Source organism: Streptomyces sp. PA03-5A (genome assembly GCF_033792725.1).
Classification (GTDB): domain Bacteria; phylum Actinomycetota; class Actinomycetes; order Streptomycetales; family Streptomycetaceae; genus Actinacidiphila.
Genome location: NZ_JARAVL010000050.1, coordinates 20,168 through 34,305, shown reverse-complemented (window position 1 = coordinate 34,305; position 14,138 = coordinate 20,168). Strand labels below are relative to the sequence as shown.

Sequence of the window (14,138 nt, the reverse complement as noted above, 5' to 3'; positions counted from 1 at the left end):
GAGCCTGCTCCGCCGCCCCCAACTCCCGCCGCCCGGCGGATGATCATCCGGTGAACGTCCCGCGGCGCGGCGTCACCGTGCGGCCGCACCGGATCGTGGAGGGTGCCACCGCCCCCGGCCGGTCGCGGCCGGGGGCGCACCGTCGTCAGACGAGGTCGACGAGGTCCGCGATGGAGTCCACGACGGTGGTCGGCCGGTAGGGGAAGCGGTCGATGTCGCCCGCCTTGGTCAGGCCGGTCAGCACCAGGAAGGTCTGCATCCCGGCCTCCAGGCCCGCCAGCACGTCGGTGTCCATGCGGTCGCCGATCATGGCGGAGGTCTCCGAGTGCGCGCCGATGGTGTTGAGGCCGGTGCGCATCATCAGCGGGTTCGGCTTGCCGACGAAGTACGGGTCCTTCCCCGTCGCCTTGGTGATCAGGGCGGCGACCGAGCCGGTGGCGGGCAGCGCCCCCTCGGGCGAGGGCCCGGTGTTGTCCGGGTTGGTGGCGATGAACCGGGACCCCGCGTTGATCAGGCGGATGGCCTTGGTGAGGGCCTCGAAGGAGTAGGTCCGCGTCTCGCCCAGGATCACGAAGTCGGGCTCGTGGTCGGTCAGCACGTAGCCCGCGTCGTGCAGGGCCGTGGTGAGGCCGGCCTCCCCGATCACGTACGCCGTCCCGCCGGGGTGCTGGTCGTCCAGGAAGCGGGCCGTGGCCAGCGCCGAGGTCCAGATGTTCTCGGCCGGCACGTCCAGGCCGATGCGGCTGAGCCGCGCCGCCAGGTCGCGGGGTGTGTAGATCGAGTTGTTCGTCAGGACGAGGAACGGGCGGCCCGAGTCCCGCAGCCGCTTGATAAAGGCGTCCGCGCCGGGCACCGGGATGCCCTCGTGCATCAGGACGCCGTCCATGTCGGTGAGCCAGGATTCGATGGGCTTGCGCGCTGTCATGGCTGCGGACTCTAGTCCGGCCGGGTGACCTGTGCACATGCGCGCGGCGTCCGCCCTTGTCCCCGGTCCGGGCGACCCCCCGACCCGTCCGGACCACCACCGCATGCGAGGGCCCGCGCGGGAAGGGACCTTCGAAACACCGGGGCCGACCAATCCGACGACGTGAGCCCGGTTGAGTGGAGGTTGTGATCATGGGCTCTGTCATGGGAGCCGCCCGCGTTCCCTTGTGCGCCGCCGCGGCGGCGACGCTGATCGCGCTGTGCGGTCCCGCCGCCGTGGCCGACGACGGACCGGACGACTCCAGCGGGACCTCGTTCCAGTTCGGCGGAGGCGGCGGAGGTGGCGGAGGCGGGGGTGACGGGGACCAGGACGGCGGCAGCAACAACCCCCTCCTGCAGTTCGGCAACAAGGGCGACGACGACGGCCAGGACAACGGCCGGCAGAACAACAACAACGACGATGACGATGACGACGACAGCGGGCGCGGCAACGGCGACAACAACAGCGACAACGACCACGAGGACTCAGGCCGCGACAACGGCGGCCGTGACGACTCCGGACGCGACGACTCCGGTCGGGACGACGACGACCGCGGGGACAACGGCTCGGACAACGGCCCCGACAACGACGGCGGCACCGGAGGCACCGGCGGCACCGGAGGCACCGGCGGCACCGGGGGCATCGGCGGCGTCGGAGGCGTCGGAGGCGTCGGAGGCGTCGGCGGCGTCGGAGGCGTCGGCGGTGTCGGAGGCGTCGGCGGTGTCGGAGGCGTCGGCGGTGTCGGGGGCGTCGGCAGCGGCCCGGTGAAGATCACCCCCGGCACGGCCGGTCCCGGCGGCGACGTCGACGTCCGCACCGACCAGTGCGACCGCGCCAAGACCGGCACCGTCAGCTCCTCCGCGTTCGTCACCCCGGTCACACTCGCCCCGGCCAGCGACGGCGGGATGTACGCCTCCGCCGTGGTCCGATCCGGGCTGACCCCGGGCTCCTACCGGGTCTCCATCACCTGCGACGGCAAGTCCCACGAGGGCACGCTGGAGGTCACCGAGGCCGCCTCCGGCTTCCCGTCCGCTCCTGTCCCCGCGGGCGGCGGCGCCATGGCGGCGCACCCGGCCGCGGCGGAGGAGCAGCAGCCGGCGGGCGTGCCCGGCATCGTGGCGGCCGGGGTCCTGGCCGTGGCAGGGGCCGCGGGACTGGTCGTGCACCGTCGCCGCACCCGGGACTGACCCGGTGCAGGGACGTACTGTCGCGACCCTCGCGACCATCGTGGTGCTCGGCGCGGCGTGGCTGAGGGGATACGTCCACCCGGGCCCACCGGGCTCCGGGTCGGGCGCCCCCGCGACCGCCGCGACCGCGGACGCCGCAGCCGCGGGGCGGCCCGCCCAGGTCTACGCGGCGCACACGCCGCTGTCCCCGGCGCGCCCCCTGCGGATCGACATCCCCTCGGCCGGCATCCACGCCAAGCTGGTGGAACGGGGGCTCACCGCCGACGGCGCGGTGGACCCGCCGCCGTTCACCACGCCGAACGTGGCCGGCTGGTACGGGCGCGGTCCCGCCCCCGGGGACGCGGGGGCGGCGCTGATCGTCGGGCACGTCGACACCCGCACCAAGGCGGCGGTCTTCTACGCCCTGAGCACCGTCACCCAGGGCGACCTGGTGGAGGTCACCCGCTCGGACGGCTCGGTCGCCGAGTTCGCCGTCGAGGGCGTGGAGATCGTCGACAAGACGGGCTTCCGCCCGGACCGGGTGTACGGCTCGGGAGTCCGCCCCGAGCTGCGGCTGATCACCTGCGGCGGCACCTTCGACCACGCCACCCAGTCCTACTCGGCGAACGTCGTGGTGTACGCGGCGCTGACCGGCTCGCACACCCGGGCGTGACCGGCCCCGGCCCGACGGGGCGTCAGATGCCCAGATCGCGGATGAGCTTGGCGACGTGGCCGGTGGCCTTGACGTTGTACCAGGCGTGCTCGACCTTGCCCTGCTCGTCGACGACGACGGTGGAGCGGATCACCCCGGTCACCACCTTGCCGTACAGCTTCTTCTCGCCGAAGGCGCCGTACGCCTCCAGCACCGACTTGTCGGGGTCGGCGAGCAGGGTGACCTTCAGGGACTCCTTCTCGCGGAACTTGGCCAGCTTCTCCAGCTTGTCGGGCGAGATCCCGATGACGTCGTAGCCGGCGCCCGCGAGCAGGTCGAGGTTGTCGGTGAAGTCGCAGGCCTGCTTGGTGCAACCGGGCGTGAGGGCGGCCGGGTAGAAGTACACGACGACCTTGCGACCCGCGTGGCCGGCGAGGGAGACCTCGTTGCCGTCGGCGTCGGGAAGGGTGAAGGCGGGGGCGGTGTCGCCGGGCTGGAGGCGCTCGCTCATGGTGCAGTTCTCCGATTCGGGGTGCCGACGGGCATCGGCACGGACGGGCTGACAGACTGTCTGCACGGTACCGGTCGACAAGGACGATGGAGGCGGAGCAGTGTCGGATGGCAGGAGTCCTGCTCAGATCGAGGCGGACATCGCCCTCAAGCGGCAGGCGCTCGCCGCGACGCTGGACGAGATCGCGGTGCGGGTGCACCCCAGCACGATCGCGGCGGACGCCAAGGCGAAGGTCGCCTCCGCGGTGGACCGCACCGCGGGCCGTGCGTACGTGGCGGTCAACCGGGGTGTGACCGAGCTGCGGGGCCACTTCGTGGCGGAGGACGGCGCGCCGCGCGTGGAGCGCATCGTGCCGGTCGCGGTGGCGGCGGTGGCGCTGGTCGCCGTGGTGGCCGGGCTCTCACTGCGCCGGCGACGCCGGTAACGTCGTACCTGTGAGTTCGAATACGCATGACAAGCTGCCCATCCGCATGCTGCACGACCGCGTGCTGGTGCGCTCCGACGTCCCCGAGGGTGAGCGGCGCTCCGGCGGCGGCATCCTGATCCCCGCCACGGCGGCCGTCGGCAAGCGGCTCGCCTGGGCCGAGGTCGTCGCGGTGGGACAGAACGTACGGACCGTGGAGGTCGGCGACCGGGTGCTCTTCGACCCGGAGGACCGGGCCGAGGTCGAGGTGCGCGGCACGGCGTACGTGCTGATGCGTGAGCGGGACCTGCACGCGGTGGCGGCGGAGCGGCTGCAGGGCTCGGAGGACTCCACCGGCCTCTACCTCTGATTTGTTATCGTCGTGTTCGTCCCCTGACGAGACGCGCCGTACCAGGGCCCATGCAAAGACGACGCCTTCTGACCCCTTGAGGATCGTGGAGGTGCCCGTCATGGCATGGGTCCTGTTGTGTGCCGCCGGCCTGCTCGAGGTCGGCTGGTCGATCGGCATGAAGTACACCGACGGCTTCACCCGGCTGTGGCCCAGCGTCGGCACGGGGCTCGGCATCGTGGCGAGCATGCTGCTGCTGTCGTACGCGGCGAGGACGCTGCCGATCGGCACCGCCTACGGGGTGTGGGTCGGGATCGGGGCAGCCGGCGCGGCGGTGCTCGGCATCGTCGTGCTGGGTGAGCCGGCGACCGCCGCCCGGATCTTCTTCATCTGCCTGCTGCTGGTGTCCGTGGTCGGCCTGAAGGCGACCTCGGGGCACTGACCTGCGCTGACCAGGCCGCACCGGGCCACGCCGGGCGCCGCCGGGGGAACCCCGGCGGCGCCCGGCCCCGTGTCTACGGGAAGTCGTCCCCGCCGCCGGGGTCGCCGTCCAGGCCGCCGATGGGCAGTCCGCCGCCCTCGGTGCCGCCGTCCTCGCCGGGGCTGGCCGGGCCGCTGGGCTCGGTCGGCGCCTCGCTGGTGGGCGGTTCCTCCGTGCCGGGCGGCTCGGAGGACTCCGGCGGGGCCGAGGTCGTCGGCGGGGCCGAAGTGGTGGGCGGGGCGGAGGTGGCCGGCGGGGCGGAGGTCGGCGGGGCCTGGGCACCGGGCTCCAGCCGCAGCTTGAAGTTCTTCGCCGGCTTACCCTCCAGCGCGTCGGCCGTGTACTGGGCCCAGATCTGCGTGGGGTAGCCGCCGCCGTTGACCCGGGGCAGTCCCGTGACGTTGTAGAGCTTCTTCTGGGCGCCGGTCTGGGAGTCCTGGCCCATCACGGCGACGACGGTGGCCAGGTCCGGGGTGTAGCCGGCGAACCAGGCGGCCCTGTCCTCCTCCGCCGTGCCGGTCTTGCCCGCGGCGGGCCGGCCCGCGGCCTGCGCCGCGGTGGCGGTGCCGCCCCGGACCACCGAACGCAGGATGGAGGTCGTGGTGTCCGCGGCCTCGCGGTGGACGGCCTGGGTGGGCCGGCGCGTGGGCAGCTGCACGTCGTGCCCGTTCTTGGTGATCTTCACCACCATGGTGTACGGGACGTAGCGGCCGTGGTTGGCGAGCGTCGCGTACGTCTGCGCCATGTCCAGCGGGCTCGCCGTCATCGTGCCGAGCGCCATCGCCGGGGTGGTCACCAGCTTCACCTTCTCCGGCATGCCCAGCGCCCGCACCGTGTCGTTGACCTTGCCCGGGCCGACGTCCTGCGCCATCTGGGCGTAGACCGAGTTCACGGACTTGTCCATGGCGTTGGTGACCGTGATCGACCCGTACGAGACGCCGTCCTCGTTGCCCGGGGCGTAACCGGTGGGGCCGTCGGGACCGATGACCTCGCGCTTGTTCCGGCCGTCGTAGACGGTGTAGGGGGTGATGCGCCGGCCGCTCTGGGTGGTGGAGTCGTTCTGGACGGCGGAGGCGAAGATGAACGGCTTGAAGGTGGAGCCCACCTGGTAGTCCGTGCGGGTCGCGTTGTTGACGAACTGCTTGGTGTAGTCGACGCCGCCGTACATCGCGACGACCTTGCCCGTGGCCGGGTCGATGGACGCGCCGCCGACCCGCACGAACTTGTCCACCGGGTGCTTCTTCGGGTCCAGCTTGTCCAGGAGTTGCTCCTCGGCCGCCTTGACGAAGGCCTTCTCCTTCTTGCGGTCGATGGTGGTGGTGATCCGGTAACCGCCGGAGCGCAAGGTCTCCTCGTCCAGGATCCCGGCCCCGTACAGGTAGTCCTTGACGGCCTCGACCAGGTAGCCGCGCTGGCCGGACATCCCGGTGGCGGCCTTGGCCTTCTGCGGCGTCGGGAACTTCAGCCCGGCGCGCTCGCCCTCGCTCAGCCAGCCCTCCTTGACCATGCCGTCCAGCACGTAGTCCCAGCGCGCCTGAGCCTTGGCCTTGTTCTCCGGGTGGGCCACGATGTCGTACTCGCTGGGCGCGTTGAGCAGGGTCGCCAGGTACGCGCCCTCGGCGGCGTCGAGTTCGTCCGCGTCCTTGCCGAAGTAGGCCTGGGCGGCGGCCTGGATGCCGTAGGCGTTGCGGCCGTAGTAGCTGGTGTTGAGGTAGCCCTCGAGGATCTCCTCCTTGGTCTTCTCGCGGTCCAGCTTGATCGCGATGAAGAACTCCTTGGCCTTGCGGACCGCCGTCTGCTCCTGGTTGAGGTAGTAGTTCTTGACGTACTGCTGGGTGATGGTCGAACCCGACTGCTTGCCCTTGCCGGTGACGGTGTTCCACGCCGCGCGCAGCATCGCCTTCGGACTGATCGCGGACTCGTGGTAGAAGTTGCGGTCCTCGGCGGCCAGCGTGGCGTGCTGGGCGACCTCGGACACCTGGTCCAGGCCCACGTTCTCGCGGTTGACCGCACCGTCCCGGGCGAGCTGGGTGCCGTCGGAGTACAGGTAGACGTTGCTCTGCGCGACCGCACCCGCGTTCGCCTTGGGGATGTCGACCAGCTGGTAGCCAATGATGAACGCCCCCGCGCACGCCAGCACGACCAACAGGAACGCGCCGAGCACCGCGCGCCAGCTCGGGATCAGTCTGCGGGCACCGGTGCGCTTCGGCTTCTTGCCGGAAGGCCGGTTCTCCCAGCCGCCGGGGGAAGCGTTGCTGCTGCTCATGTCTGTACTGACTCCTCCGCGGCCGCCGAGGGTTGTGCCGCCGGCGGAACATCTTGGGTCAATCGTGCCGTACGGCCCGCCGGACACTCTCCCACCATCTGGACAAATGGGGTCATCGCGGCGCATCCGTGACAAGCCTGTGACAGGCCGAAAGCGTGACGCCCACCACCCCGGCGGGTGAAAACTCCGCGGCACCCGGCGGTCACCGCGCGTAAGACCGGGCGCTTGCGCGCCAGCGGGTGGAGCCGTTCCCCGCACCGGGAGGAGGGACCACGCTCCTGTGCGCGACCGTGGCGGCGGACGGCTTCCGGCGCCACGCCACCTACCGCGTGGCCCCCGCGGCCGGCGTCCTCACCGACACTGCCTTCGGCTCCATCACCGCATACACCTAGCTCGCCCTCCGGCACGAACGCCCCACGAGGGGGGCTACGCCCCGTCCATGACGTTGACGTACGTCCGCACCGGCCAGGCGCGGCCGGTCAGCGCAGCGAGGCCAGTGCGGCGCGTACACGCTCCACGGCGCCCGTCGTGGTCGACGCGTGGGCCGACAGCCGGACGGAGTCCGCCCGCACCGAAGGGGTGACCCCGTGCGCGTGCAGCGCCTTGGCGATCTGGTCCGGGTCCACGTCCGGCAGCGCGAAGGACACGATGCCCGCCCGCTCGGCGCGGGCCACCGGGGACAGCACCTGCCCGCCGGCCGAGCGGACCACGTCGATCAGCTCGTCGACCCGGCGCGCGACGTGCGCCTCGACGGCGGCCACCCCCACACCCTCGACGAGCTCCAGCGCCGCCGCGAAGGCCGCGGCCGTCACCGGGCTCAGATTGGTGATGCTCCAGCGCAGCGCGTCCGGCGCGACCGGGTGCTCGGTGTCGTCGAAGACGGCGACGTCCTCGACCCCGGTCCATCCCGTCAGCGTGGGCTCAAGCCGCTCCAGGGCCCGGTCCGACAGCGCCGCGAACCCGGTCGCCCAGCTGGCCCGCAGCCACTTCTGGCCGCCCGCCACGACCACGTCCGCCGCCTGCCACGGCTGCTCGACGACGCCGAACGCCTGCATCGCGTCCACCACGAGCAGCCGGTCGCCGATCACCTCGCGCAGCGCCGCGAGGTCGGCCCGGTAGCCGGTGCGGAAGTCCACGGCGCTGATCGAGACCGCCACCACGTCGTCCGTCAGCGCCTCGCGCACCGCGTCCGGGGTCGGCGCGCCGTCCAGCCAGCGCGGCACCGCCCGGCCGAGGGCGGCCGTGCGCCGCCACGGGTAGTGGTTGGCCGGGAAGTCGGCCGAGGGCACCAGGACGGTGCCGCCGGGCACGCCGAAGGCGGCGTGGAAGATCCCGGTGGAGGCGTTGGGCAGCAGCGCCACGTGCCCGGTGTCCGTACCCGCCAGACGGGCCGCCGCGGCCCGGGCGCGCGGCTCGGCCCGCATCAGGTCGTTGACGGTGGTGTGGTCGGCCTCAGCGGAGGCCGCCAGCGCGGCCGCCGTGGCGTCGAGGACGTCCCGCGAGGGCGGACCGTAGCGGGCGAAGTCCAGGTAGCCCTCGGGCTCGCTGAAGTGCTCCGCGTAACCGGGCAGACCGCCCGTGTGCTCCGTCATGGGTGTCGCCGTCCGTCCGTACTCGTCACACCTTGGCCGCCGCGCCGCCCTTGAGCAGCGACAACTCCACAGTTTCCGCCATGCGCAGGTAGCCGGCGTCACTGGGGTGCAGATGGTCGCCGGAGTCGTAGGCGGGCAGCAGCGCGGAGGGGCGGCCGGGGTCGCGCAGCGCCCGGTCGAAGTCGATCACCTCGTCGAAGACCGTGCCCGCCCGGATCGCGGCGTTCACCTGCTGCCGCACCGCCTCGGTGTGCGTGTTGGAGCCGGGGTGGCCGCCGCACGGGGTCAGCGTGGCACCCAGCACCCGCAGCCCGCGCTCATGACCGCGCGCCACGATCTCCCGCAGCCCGGAGAGGATCTCCTGCGCGCCGGTCCGCTGCGGCGGTCGCATGACGTCGTTGATGCCCAGCTCGACGACGAGCGTGCGGACGCCGGCCTGGGAGAGCGCGTCACGGTCGAGGCGGCTCAGGCCGCTGGGATTGCCGCCGTTCTCGCCGTCGCGCAGCACCCGGTTGCCGCTGATCCCCTGGTTGAGGACGCCCAGCCGCAGCCCCCGGTCCCCCGAGCCGCGCAGCCGCGTCGCCAGGCGGTCCGGCCAGCGGTGGTTCGCGCCGGAGGTGGAGGTGATGCCGTCGGTGATCGAGTCGCCGAACAGCACCACCGACCCGGCCGCCTGCCGCGTGAAGACGTCGACCCCCGTGACGTAGCGCCAGTAGGGGGTCAAGGTGGTGTACCCGGAACCGTCGGTCCGCGCGGTGCGCTCACCGGCCGCCATGAACGAGGTCTGCTGCGCCCGCGGGTGGTACGTCACCGGGCCCGAGGCCTTCGGCGTGTACGTCGTGACGAGCAGGTCCGTCGCGTGCGGCACGGCCAGTTGGACGGGATCGCTGACGACCTCGCCGCCCGCGGGGATCCGCACCGACGTCCGCCCGCCGAAGGTCAGCGACCGCATCGTGCCGTCCGCCGCCGCCGGCGACCCCGGGTCCGCCGCGACGGCGACCGTCGCCCGGCCGATCAGCAGGGACGACCGGCCGAAGAGGTTGGAGAGGTGGACGCGCGCCGAGGTGCCGCCGACACTGGTGTGCACGACGTTGCGGATCGACCACCCGGCGTAGCCGTCCGGCCTGTTCGGCTCGCCCCCGACGGGAGACGTCGACCAGGTGCCCACCCACGCACCCGACGCCGCGGGCGCGGCCTGGTTGGGGACACCCGGGAGTCCGGCCCCCACCGTGTCCTGCCCGGAGCGGCCGGAGCCGTCGGCGCGGCTGACGGTGACGAAGATCGCGGCGGAGATGACCGCGACCAGCGCGACAATTCCGGCGAGCAGTGCATAACCCGTCGATCTGGCCATGCGGTGCTTCACTCCTGGGATCAAAGGGCGGGAAACCGGCGCGATCCGCTGCCGCCATGATCCCATGGAGACGTCGGGCCTGCCCGTCTGCATTGTCGGACGCCGGGAACTCGTTGTTCGTTCCACTCGAAGAGTGTGGTGTGGACGATACGCGGAAGGAGTGGATACGACGGATGGAAACGGCCCCGGTGACCGGATCGGACCAAGACCCGACTCCGGCGTTCTCATACAGCCCCGCCGACGAGGGCCGGCGGCGGGGCGTACGACGCATGAAGGTGATCGCCACCGGCCTGCTGCTGGTGGCCACCGCGGTCTACGTGCTGGCCAAGTGGGCCGAGTCGGCGGGAGCCGGCGGATGGTCCGGCTACGTCGCGGCCGCCGCCGAGGCCGGCATGGTCGGTGCCCTCGCCGACTGGTTCGCGGTGACCGCGCTCTTCCGCAGGCCGCTCGGCCTGCCCATCCCGCACACCGCGATCATCCCCACCAAGAAGGACGCGCTCGGCCGCACCCTCGGCGACTTCGTGGGCGAGAACTTCCTGTCCCCGCAGGTCGTCCGCACCCGGCTGCGCAAGGTCGGCATCGCCCGGCGGCTCGGCGCCTGGCTGGAACACCCCGAACACGCCGACCGCGTCACCGAGCAGGGAGCCGCGGCGCTGCGCGGCGCCCTGACCGTGCTGCGCGACTCCGACGTCCAGGCGGTGGTCGGCGAGGCCATCACCCGGCGCGCGGACGCCCAGGAGATCGCCCCGGGGATAGGGAAGATGCTGGAGCGCGTCGTCGCCGACGGCGGGCACCGGCGGGTGGTCGACCTGGTCTGCGTCCGGGCGCACGACTGGCTGGTCGAGCACTCCGACTCGGTGATGCACGCCGTCCAGGAGGGCGCCCCCGGCTGGACACCGCGCTTCGTGGACCGCCGCGTCGGTGAACGCGTCTACAAGGAACTCGTCCGCTTCACCGCCGAGATGCGGGACATGCCCGAGCACCCCGCCCGCGGCGCCATCGACCGCTTCCTGGCCGACTTCGCCTTCGAGCTGCAGTCCGACCCGGACACCCGGGCCCGCGTCGAACGGCTCAAGAAGGACCTGATCGCCCGCAACGAGGTCCAGGAACTCATCGAGTCCGCGTGGGGCTCGGTCCGCGGCATGATCGTCGCCGCCGCCGAGGACGAGCGCAGCGAGCTGCGGCTGCGGGCCCGTGCCTCACTGCTGTCGCTGGGGGCGCGGATGACCGAGGACCCCCGGCTGACCGCCAAGATCGACGGCTGGCTGGAGGACGCCGCCACGTACGTGGTCACCACCTACCGCGACGAGATCACCGCGCTGATCACCGACACCATCGCCGGCTGGGACCCCGAGCAGACCACCCGCAAGATCGAGGCCAACGTCGGGCGCGACCTGCAGTTCATCCGGATCAACGGCACCGTCGTGGGCGCCCTGGCGGGCCTGGCCATCTACAGCGTGTCCCGGCTCCTGGCCGGGTGAGGGAGCCCGCGGGCGGGGCAGCGGGCCCAGCCGCGACCCTGGGAATCTGACGCTGCGTCATCTACCGTGCCCGCATGCCCACCCACGCCCACGCCCACGCCCCGCTGCGCTGGCAGGGACGCGCGCTGTGGGGCGCCGGCGAAGCCGCCCTCACCCTCGGCGCCGTCCTCCTGCTGCTCGTCGCCCATCAACTGTGGTGGACCAACCTGCGGGCGCAATCCGCCGCCGCACACCGGGTGACCGCCCTGGAACGACAGTGGGACGACGCCGACACCTCCGATACATCGGAGGAATCCACGGCCGCCGTCGCCGCCGGTACCGCACCCACAAACCGCTCCCAGGCCAACGGCACCACCACCCGCACCGGGAACGCCACCGCCGGCCCACGCCCCTCCCAGGCCTACGCCGTGCTCCGCATCCCCCGCATCGGCGTCACCGCCCCCATCGCCGAAGGCATCAGCCGCGCCAAGGTCCTCAACCACGGATACGCCGGCCACTACCCGCACACCGCCGGCCCCGGACAGCCCGGCAACTTCGCCCTCGCCGGCCACCGCAACACCCACGGCGAACCCTTCCGCCGCATCGACCGGCTCCGCCCCGGCGACACCCTCCTCGTCGAGACCGCCACCACCCGCTACACCTACGTCGTCCAGCAGACCGTCCCCCGCACCACCCCCTCCGACGGCACCGTCATCGCCCCCGTCCCCCACAGCACCGTCCACCCCCGCCGGCACATGACCGGACCCGGCCGCTACATCACCCTCACCACCTGCACCCCCGAGTTCACCTCCACCCACCGCCTCGTCGTCTGGGGCGGACTCGCCGCCGCGGAACCACGCTGACCCCCCGTTCGTCATCCCCTGCGAAACGAACGGAAGGAGCAGCCCACGTGATCCGCAGGACCGCCGCGGCCGCACGCCTGCACGGCGCCGCACTCCTGCTCCTCCTCACCGCACTGCTGCTCACCCACACCGGCCTCACCACCGCCGTCGCCGCCGCCGCGACCACCGCCGCCGTCGCCCTCCTGCTCGGCAGCGCCCTCCGCCTCACGGCCACGGCACCACCCGTACCCCGCGGACGCGTCCGCACCGCGCTGCGCGACCGGCAACGCCGCACCGCCTTCCTCCCCCAGCGCGACCCCGACGCCTCCGGCCGCCCACGCCCCAGGGCCCCCGGCCGCCCCCTCCCGACGGCCGCCTAGGGGCAACGCCACCGCACCCCGGCACCCGCTGCCCCACCGCGCCCCGTCACGCCGCGCCCACCCCCACCGGCACGACGACACCCGCGGAGGGTCCCACCCCCATGTCCGTGTTCACGCACCTCCTGCTCACCCTCACCCACGCCCTCACCCCCCTCACCGGACCCGCCGCCGCGCCAGCCGCCGCGATCGTCCTGTTCACCGTCCTCGTCAGGCTCGCCCTCCACCCGCTCGCCCGCGCCGCCGCCCGCGGCGAGAAGACCCGCGCCGCCCTCGCCCCGCGCGTCGCCGAACTGCGCCGCAAGCACGGGCGCGACCCGCAGAAACTCCAGCGCGCACTGACCGACCTCTACGCGGACGAGGGCTCCTCCCCCTTCGCCGGCATGCTCCCCACGCTCCTCCAACTCCCCGCCTTCTTCGTGCTCTACCAGGCCTCCTCCGCCGCCCGGATCGGCGACGAGCGCGCCGGAGCCCTCCACGTCGCGATCCTCGTCGTGGTCGCCGCCGTCGCCTTCTGGTCCTACCGCCGCGCCCGCAAGGCCGCCCCCGACGCCCAGGGCCTCGCCAAGCACCTGCCGCTGCTCTCCTTCGGCACCCTCGTCACCGCCGCGATCGTCCCCCCGGCCGCCGGGCTCTACATCGCCACCTCGACCGCCTGGACCGCCGCCGAACGCGCCTGGCTGCACCGTCCACACCATGGTCAAGGGGTTGCGGACGCCACCCCCGCCGCTGGAGGATCAACCAAGACCTCCGATGACCGCCCCCATCGGACATGACCCCGGACATGACCTCGGCCACGACCACCACCCCCGACCACACCCGGAGAGTCTTGTGAAGCTGCTGCGAGTCGGCCCCGCCGGAGCCGAACGCCCGGCCCTGCTCGACCAGGACGGCACCCTGCGCGACCTGTCCTCCCTCACCCCCGACATCGACGGCCCCCTGCTCGCCGACGCGGACGCCCTCGCCCGCATCCGCACCGCGGCCGCCGACGGCACCCTCCCCGCCCTCGACCCCGAGGACCTGCGCGTCGGCCCCCCGCTCAGCCGCATCGGCAAGATCGTCTGCATCGGCCTCAACTACCACGACCACGCCCGCGAGACCGGCGCCGCCGTCCCCGACGAGCCCATCCTGTTCATGAAGGCCCCCGACACCGTCGTCGGCCCCGACGACACCGTCCTCGTCCCCCGCGGCAGCCTCAAGACCGACTGGGAGGTCGAACTCGCCGTCGTCATCGGCCGCGAACTGCGCTACGCGGCCGACGGGACCGAGGCCCTCGCCGCCGTCGCGGGCTACGCCGTCGCCCACGACGTCTCCGAACGCGCCTTCCAGATCGAACGCGGCGGCCAGTGGGACAAGGGCAAGAACTGCGAGACCTTCAACCCCCTCGGCCCCTGGCTCGTCACCGCCGACGAGATCCCCGACCCCCAGGCCCTGGGCCTGCGGCTGTGGGTCAACGGCGACCTCAAGCAGGACGGCAGCACCGCCGACCAGATCTTCCCGGTCGCCGAAGTCGTCCGCTACGTCAGCCAGTTCATGACCCTCTACCCCGGCGACGTCATCAACACCGGCACCCCTGCCGGCGTCGCCCTCGGCCGCCCCGAGCCCAAGCCCTACCTCCGGGCCGGCGACGTCGTCGAGCTCGAGATCGACGGCCTCGGCCACCAGCGCCAGGTCCTCAAGGACGCGTAGCCCAACCTCCCCCGCCGAAGGGCGCCCGGTGTGTC

At 72.8% G+C, this 14,138-nt stretch carries 16 protein-coding genes; 11 read left to right on the top strand and 5 right to left on the bottom strand.

Annotated features, from left to right (window positions below):
• Positions 1 to 145 precede the first annotated feature (145 nt).
• Entirely contained in the window at positions 146 to 925 is a 780-nt protein-coding gene (locus PV410_RS39820) for an HAD-IIA family hydrolase (RefSeq protein ID WP_499512058.1), read from the bottom strand.
• A 191-nt stretch (positions 926 to 1,116) separates the two neighbouring features.
• On the opposite strand from PV410_RS39820, the gene PV410_RS39815 reads away from it, so the two are divergent.
• Both PV410_RS39815 and PV410_RS39810 read left to right on the top strand, forming a co-directional pair.
• Entirely contained in the window at positions 1,117 to 2,151 is a 1,035-nt protein-coding gene (locus PV410_RS39815) for a hypothetical protein (protein WP_500331323.1), read from the top strand.
• Positions 2,152 to 2,155: 4 nt separating this feature from the next.
• Positions 2,156 to 2,803, top strand: coding sequence for a class F sortase (locus PV410_RS39810; RefSeq protein WP_500331322.1), 648 nt, complete (start codon positions 2,156 to 2,158; stop codon positions 2,801 to 2,803).
• A 22-nt stretch (positions 2,804 to 2,825) separates the two neighbouring features.
• Here PV410_RS39810 and bcp read toward each other — a convergent pair whose 3' ends face one another.
• Positions 2,826 to 3,293 carry a thioredoxin-dependent thiol peroxidase gene (bcp, locus tag PV410_RS39805; RefSeq protein ID WP_500331320.1) on the bottom strand — a complete coding sequence of 156 codons (468 nt, stop codon included), beginning with the start codon at positions 3,291 to 3,293 and terminating at the stop codon, positions 2,826 to 2,828.
• Positions 3,294 to 3,393: 100 nt separating this feature from the next.
• Here bcp and PV410_RS39800 point away from each other — a divergent pair, with 100 nt between their 5' ends.
• The 3 genes from PV410_RS39800 (at position 3,394) to PV410_RS39790 (ending at position 4,487) form a co-directional block, all read left to right on the top strand.
• Positions 3,394 to 3,717 carry a DUF3618 domain-containing protein gene (locus PV410_RS39800; protein WP_361801395.1) on the top strand — a complete coding sequence of 108 codons (324 nt, stop codon included), beginning with the start codon at positions 3,394 to 3,396 and terminating at the stop codon, positions 3,715 to 3,717.
• Positions 3,718 to 3,727: 10 nt separating this feature from the next.
• Positions 3,728 to 4,066, top strand: coding sequence for a GroES family chaperonin (locus tag PV410_RS39795; RefSeq protein ID WP_026251892.1), 339 nt, complete (start codon positions 3,728 to 3,730; stop codon positions 4,064 to 4,066).
• A gap of 100 nt (positions 4,067 to 4,166) precedes the next feature.
• Positions 4,167 to 4,487 carry a DMT family transporter gene (locus PV410_RS39790; protein ID WP_089225959.1) on the top strand — a complete coding sequence of 107 codons (321 nt, stop codon included), beginning with the start codon at positions 4,167 to 4,169 and terminating at the stop codon, positions 4,485 to 4,487.
• Positions 4,488 to 4,560: 73 nt separating this feature from the next.
• On the opposite strand, the gene PV410_RS39785 is transcribed toward PV410_RS39790, so the two are convergent.
• Positions 4,561 to 6,792 carry a transglycosylase domain-containing protein gene (locus PV410_RS39785; RefSeq protein WP_500331318.1) on the bottom strand — a complete coding sequence of 744 codons (2,232 nt, stop codon included), beginning with the start codon at positions 6,790 to 6,792 and terminating at the stop codon, positions 4,561 to 4,563.
• Between the two features lie 239 nt (positions 6,793 to 7,031).
• Between PV410_RS39785 and PV410_RS39780 the strand changes: the two genes are divergently transcribed.
• On the top strand, positions 7,032 to 7,184 hold the full coding sequence (locus tag PV410_RS39780) for a hypothetical protein (RefSeq protein ID WP_500331316.1): 153 nt from the start codon (positions 7,032 to 7,034) through the stop codon (positions 7,182 to 7,184).
• Between the two features lie 87 nt (positions 7,185 to 7,271).
• Here PV410_RS39780 and PV410_RS39775 read toward each other — a convergent pair whose 3' ends face one another.
• The gene (locus PV410_RS39775; protein WP_500331315.1) at positions 7,272 to 8,384 is read right to left on the bottom strand and encodes an aminotransferase class V-fold PLP-dependent enzyme; all 1,113 of its coding nucleotides are present in this window, start codon (positions 8,382 to 8,384) and stop codon (positions 7,272 to 7,274) included.
• 25 nt (positions 8,385 to 8,409) lie between these two features.
• A complete protein-coding gene (locus PV410_RS39770; RefSeq protein ID WP_500331313.1) occupies positions 8,410 to 9,735 on the bottom strand; it encodes an SGNH/GDSL hydrolase family protein in 1,326 nt (441 codons plus the stop codon).
• 173 nt (positions 9,736 to 9,908) lie between these two features.
• Between PV410_RS39770 and PV410_RS39765 the strand changes: the two genes are divergently transcribed.
• From PV410_RS39765 to PV410_RS39745, 5 genes are all read left to right on the top strand, one after another.
• Positions 9,909 to 11,216 (top strand): DUF445 domain-containing protein, encoded by a 1,308-nt coding sequence (locus PV410_RS39765; protein ID WP_500331311.1) that lies wholly within the window; start codon positions 9,909 to 9,911, stop codon positions 11,214 to 11,216.
• Positions 11,217 to 11,290: 74 nt separating this feature from the next.
• A complete protein-coding gene (locus PV410_RS39760) occupies positions 11,291 to 12,058 on the top strand; it encodes a class E sortase (RefSeq protein WP_500331309.1) in 768 nt (255 codons plus the stop codon).
• A 50-nt stretch (positions 12,059 to 12,108) separates the two neighbouring features.
• Entirely contained in the window at positions 12,109 to 12,417 is a 309-nt protein-coding gene (locus tag PV410_RS39755) for a DUF6412 domain-containing protein (RefSeq protein ID WP_500331351.1), read from the top strand.
• Between the two features lie 101 nt (positions 12,418 to 12,518).
• The gene (locus PV410_RS39750) at positions 12,519 to 13,190 is read left to right on the top strand and encodes a YidC/Oxa1 family membrane protein insertase (protein WP_500331308.1); all 672 of its coding nucleotides are present in this window, start codon (positions 12,519 to 12,521) and stop codon (positions 13,188 to 13,190) included.
• A 55-nt stretch (positions 13,191 to 13,245) separates the two neighbouring features.
• Positions 13,246 to 14,103 carry a fumarylacetoacetate hydrolase family protein gene (locus PV410_RS39745; RefSeq protein ID WP_500331307.1) on the top strand — a complete coding sequence of 286 codons (858 nt, stop codon included), beginning with the start codon at positions 13,246 to 13,248 and terminating at the stop codon, positions 14,101 to 14,103.
• The last annotated feature ends 35 nt before the right edge of the window (positions 14,104 to 14,138 follow it).

Bases quoted from the DNA above. Each gene is read 5' to 3' on its own strand.
- PV410_RS39820 (WP_499512058.1), bottom strand. From the start codon at position 925: ATGACAGCGCGCAAGCCCATCGAATCCTGGCTCACCGACATGGACGGC.
- PV410_RS39815 (WP_500331323.1), top strand. From the start codon at position 1,117: ATGGGCTCTGTCATGGGAGCCGCCCGCGTTCCCTTGTGCGCCGCCGCG.
- bcp (WP_500331320.1), bottom strand. From the start codon at position 3,293: ATGAGCGAGCGCCTCCAGCCCGGCGACACCGCCCCCGCCTTCACCCTT.
- PV410_RS39790 (WP_089225959.1), top strand. From the start codon at position 4,167: ATGGCATGGGTCCTGTTGTGTGCCGCCGGCCTGCTCGAGGTCGGCTGG.
- PV410_RS39785 (WP_500331318.1), bottom strand. From the start codon at position 6,792: ATGAGCAGCAGCAACGCTTCCCCCGGCGGCTGGGAGAACCGGCCTTCC.
- PV410_RS39775 (WP_500331315.1), bottom strand. From the start codon at position 8,384: ATGACGGAGCACACGGGCGGTCTGCCCGGTTACGCGGAGCACTTCAGC.
- PV410_RS39770 (WP_500331313.1), bottom strand. From the start codon at position 9,735: ATGGCCAGATCGACGGGTTATGCACTGCTCGCCGGAATTGTCGCGCTG.
- PV410_RS39765 (WP_500331311.1), top strand. From the start codon at position 9,909: ATGGAAACGGCCCCGGTGACCGGATCGGACCAAGACCCGACTCCGGCG.
- PV410_RS39760 (WP_500331309.1), top strand. From the start codon at position 11,291: ATGCCCACCCACGCCCACGCCCACGCCCCGCTGCGCTGGCAGGGACGC.
- PV410_RS39750 (WP_500331308.1), top strand. From the start codon at position 12,519: ATGTCCGTGTTCACGCACCTCCTGCTCACCCTCACCCACGCCCTCACC.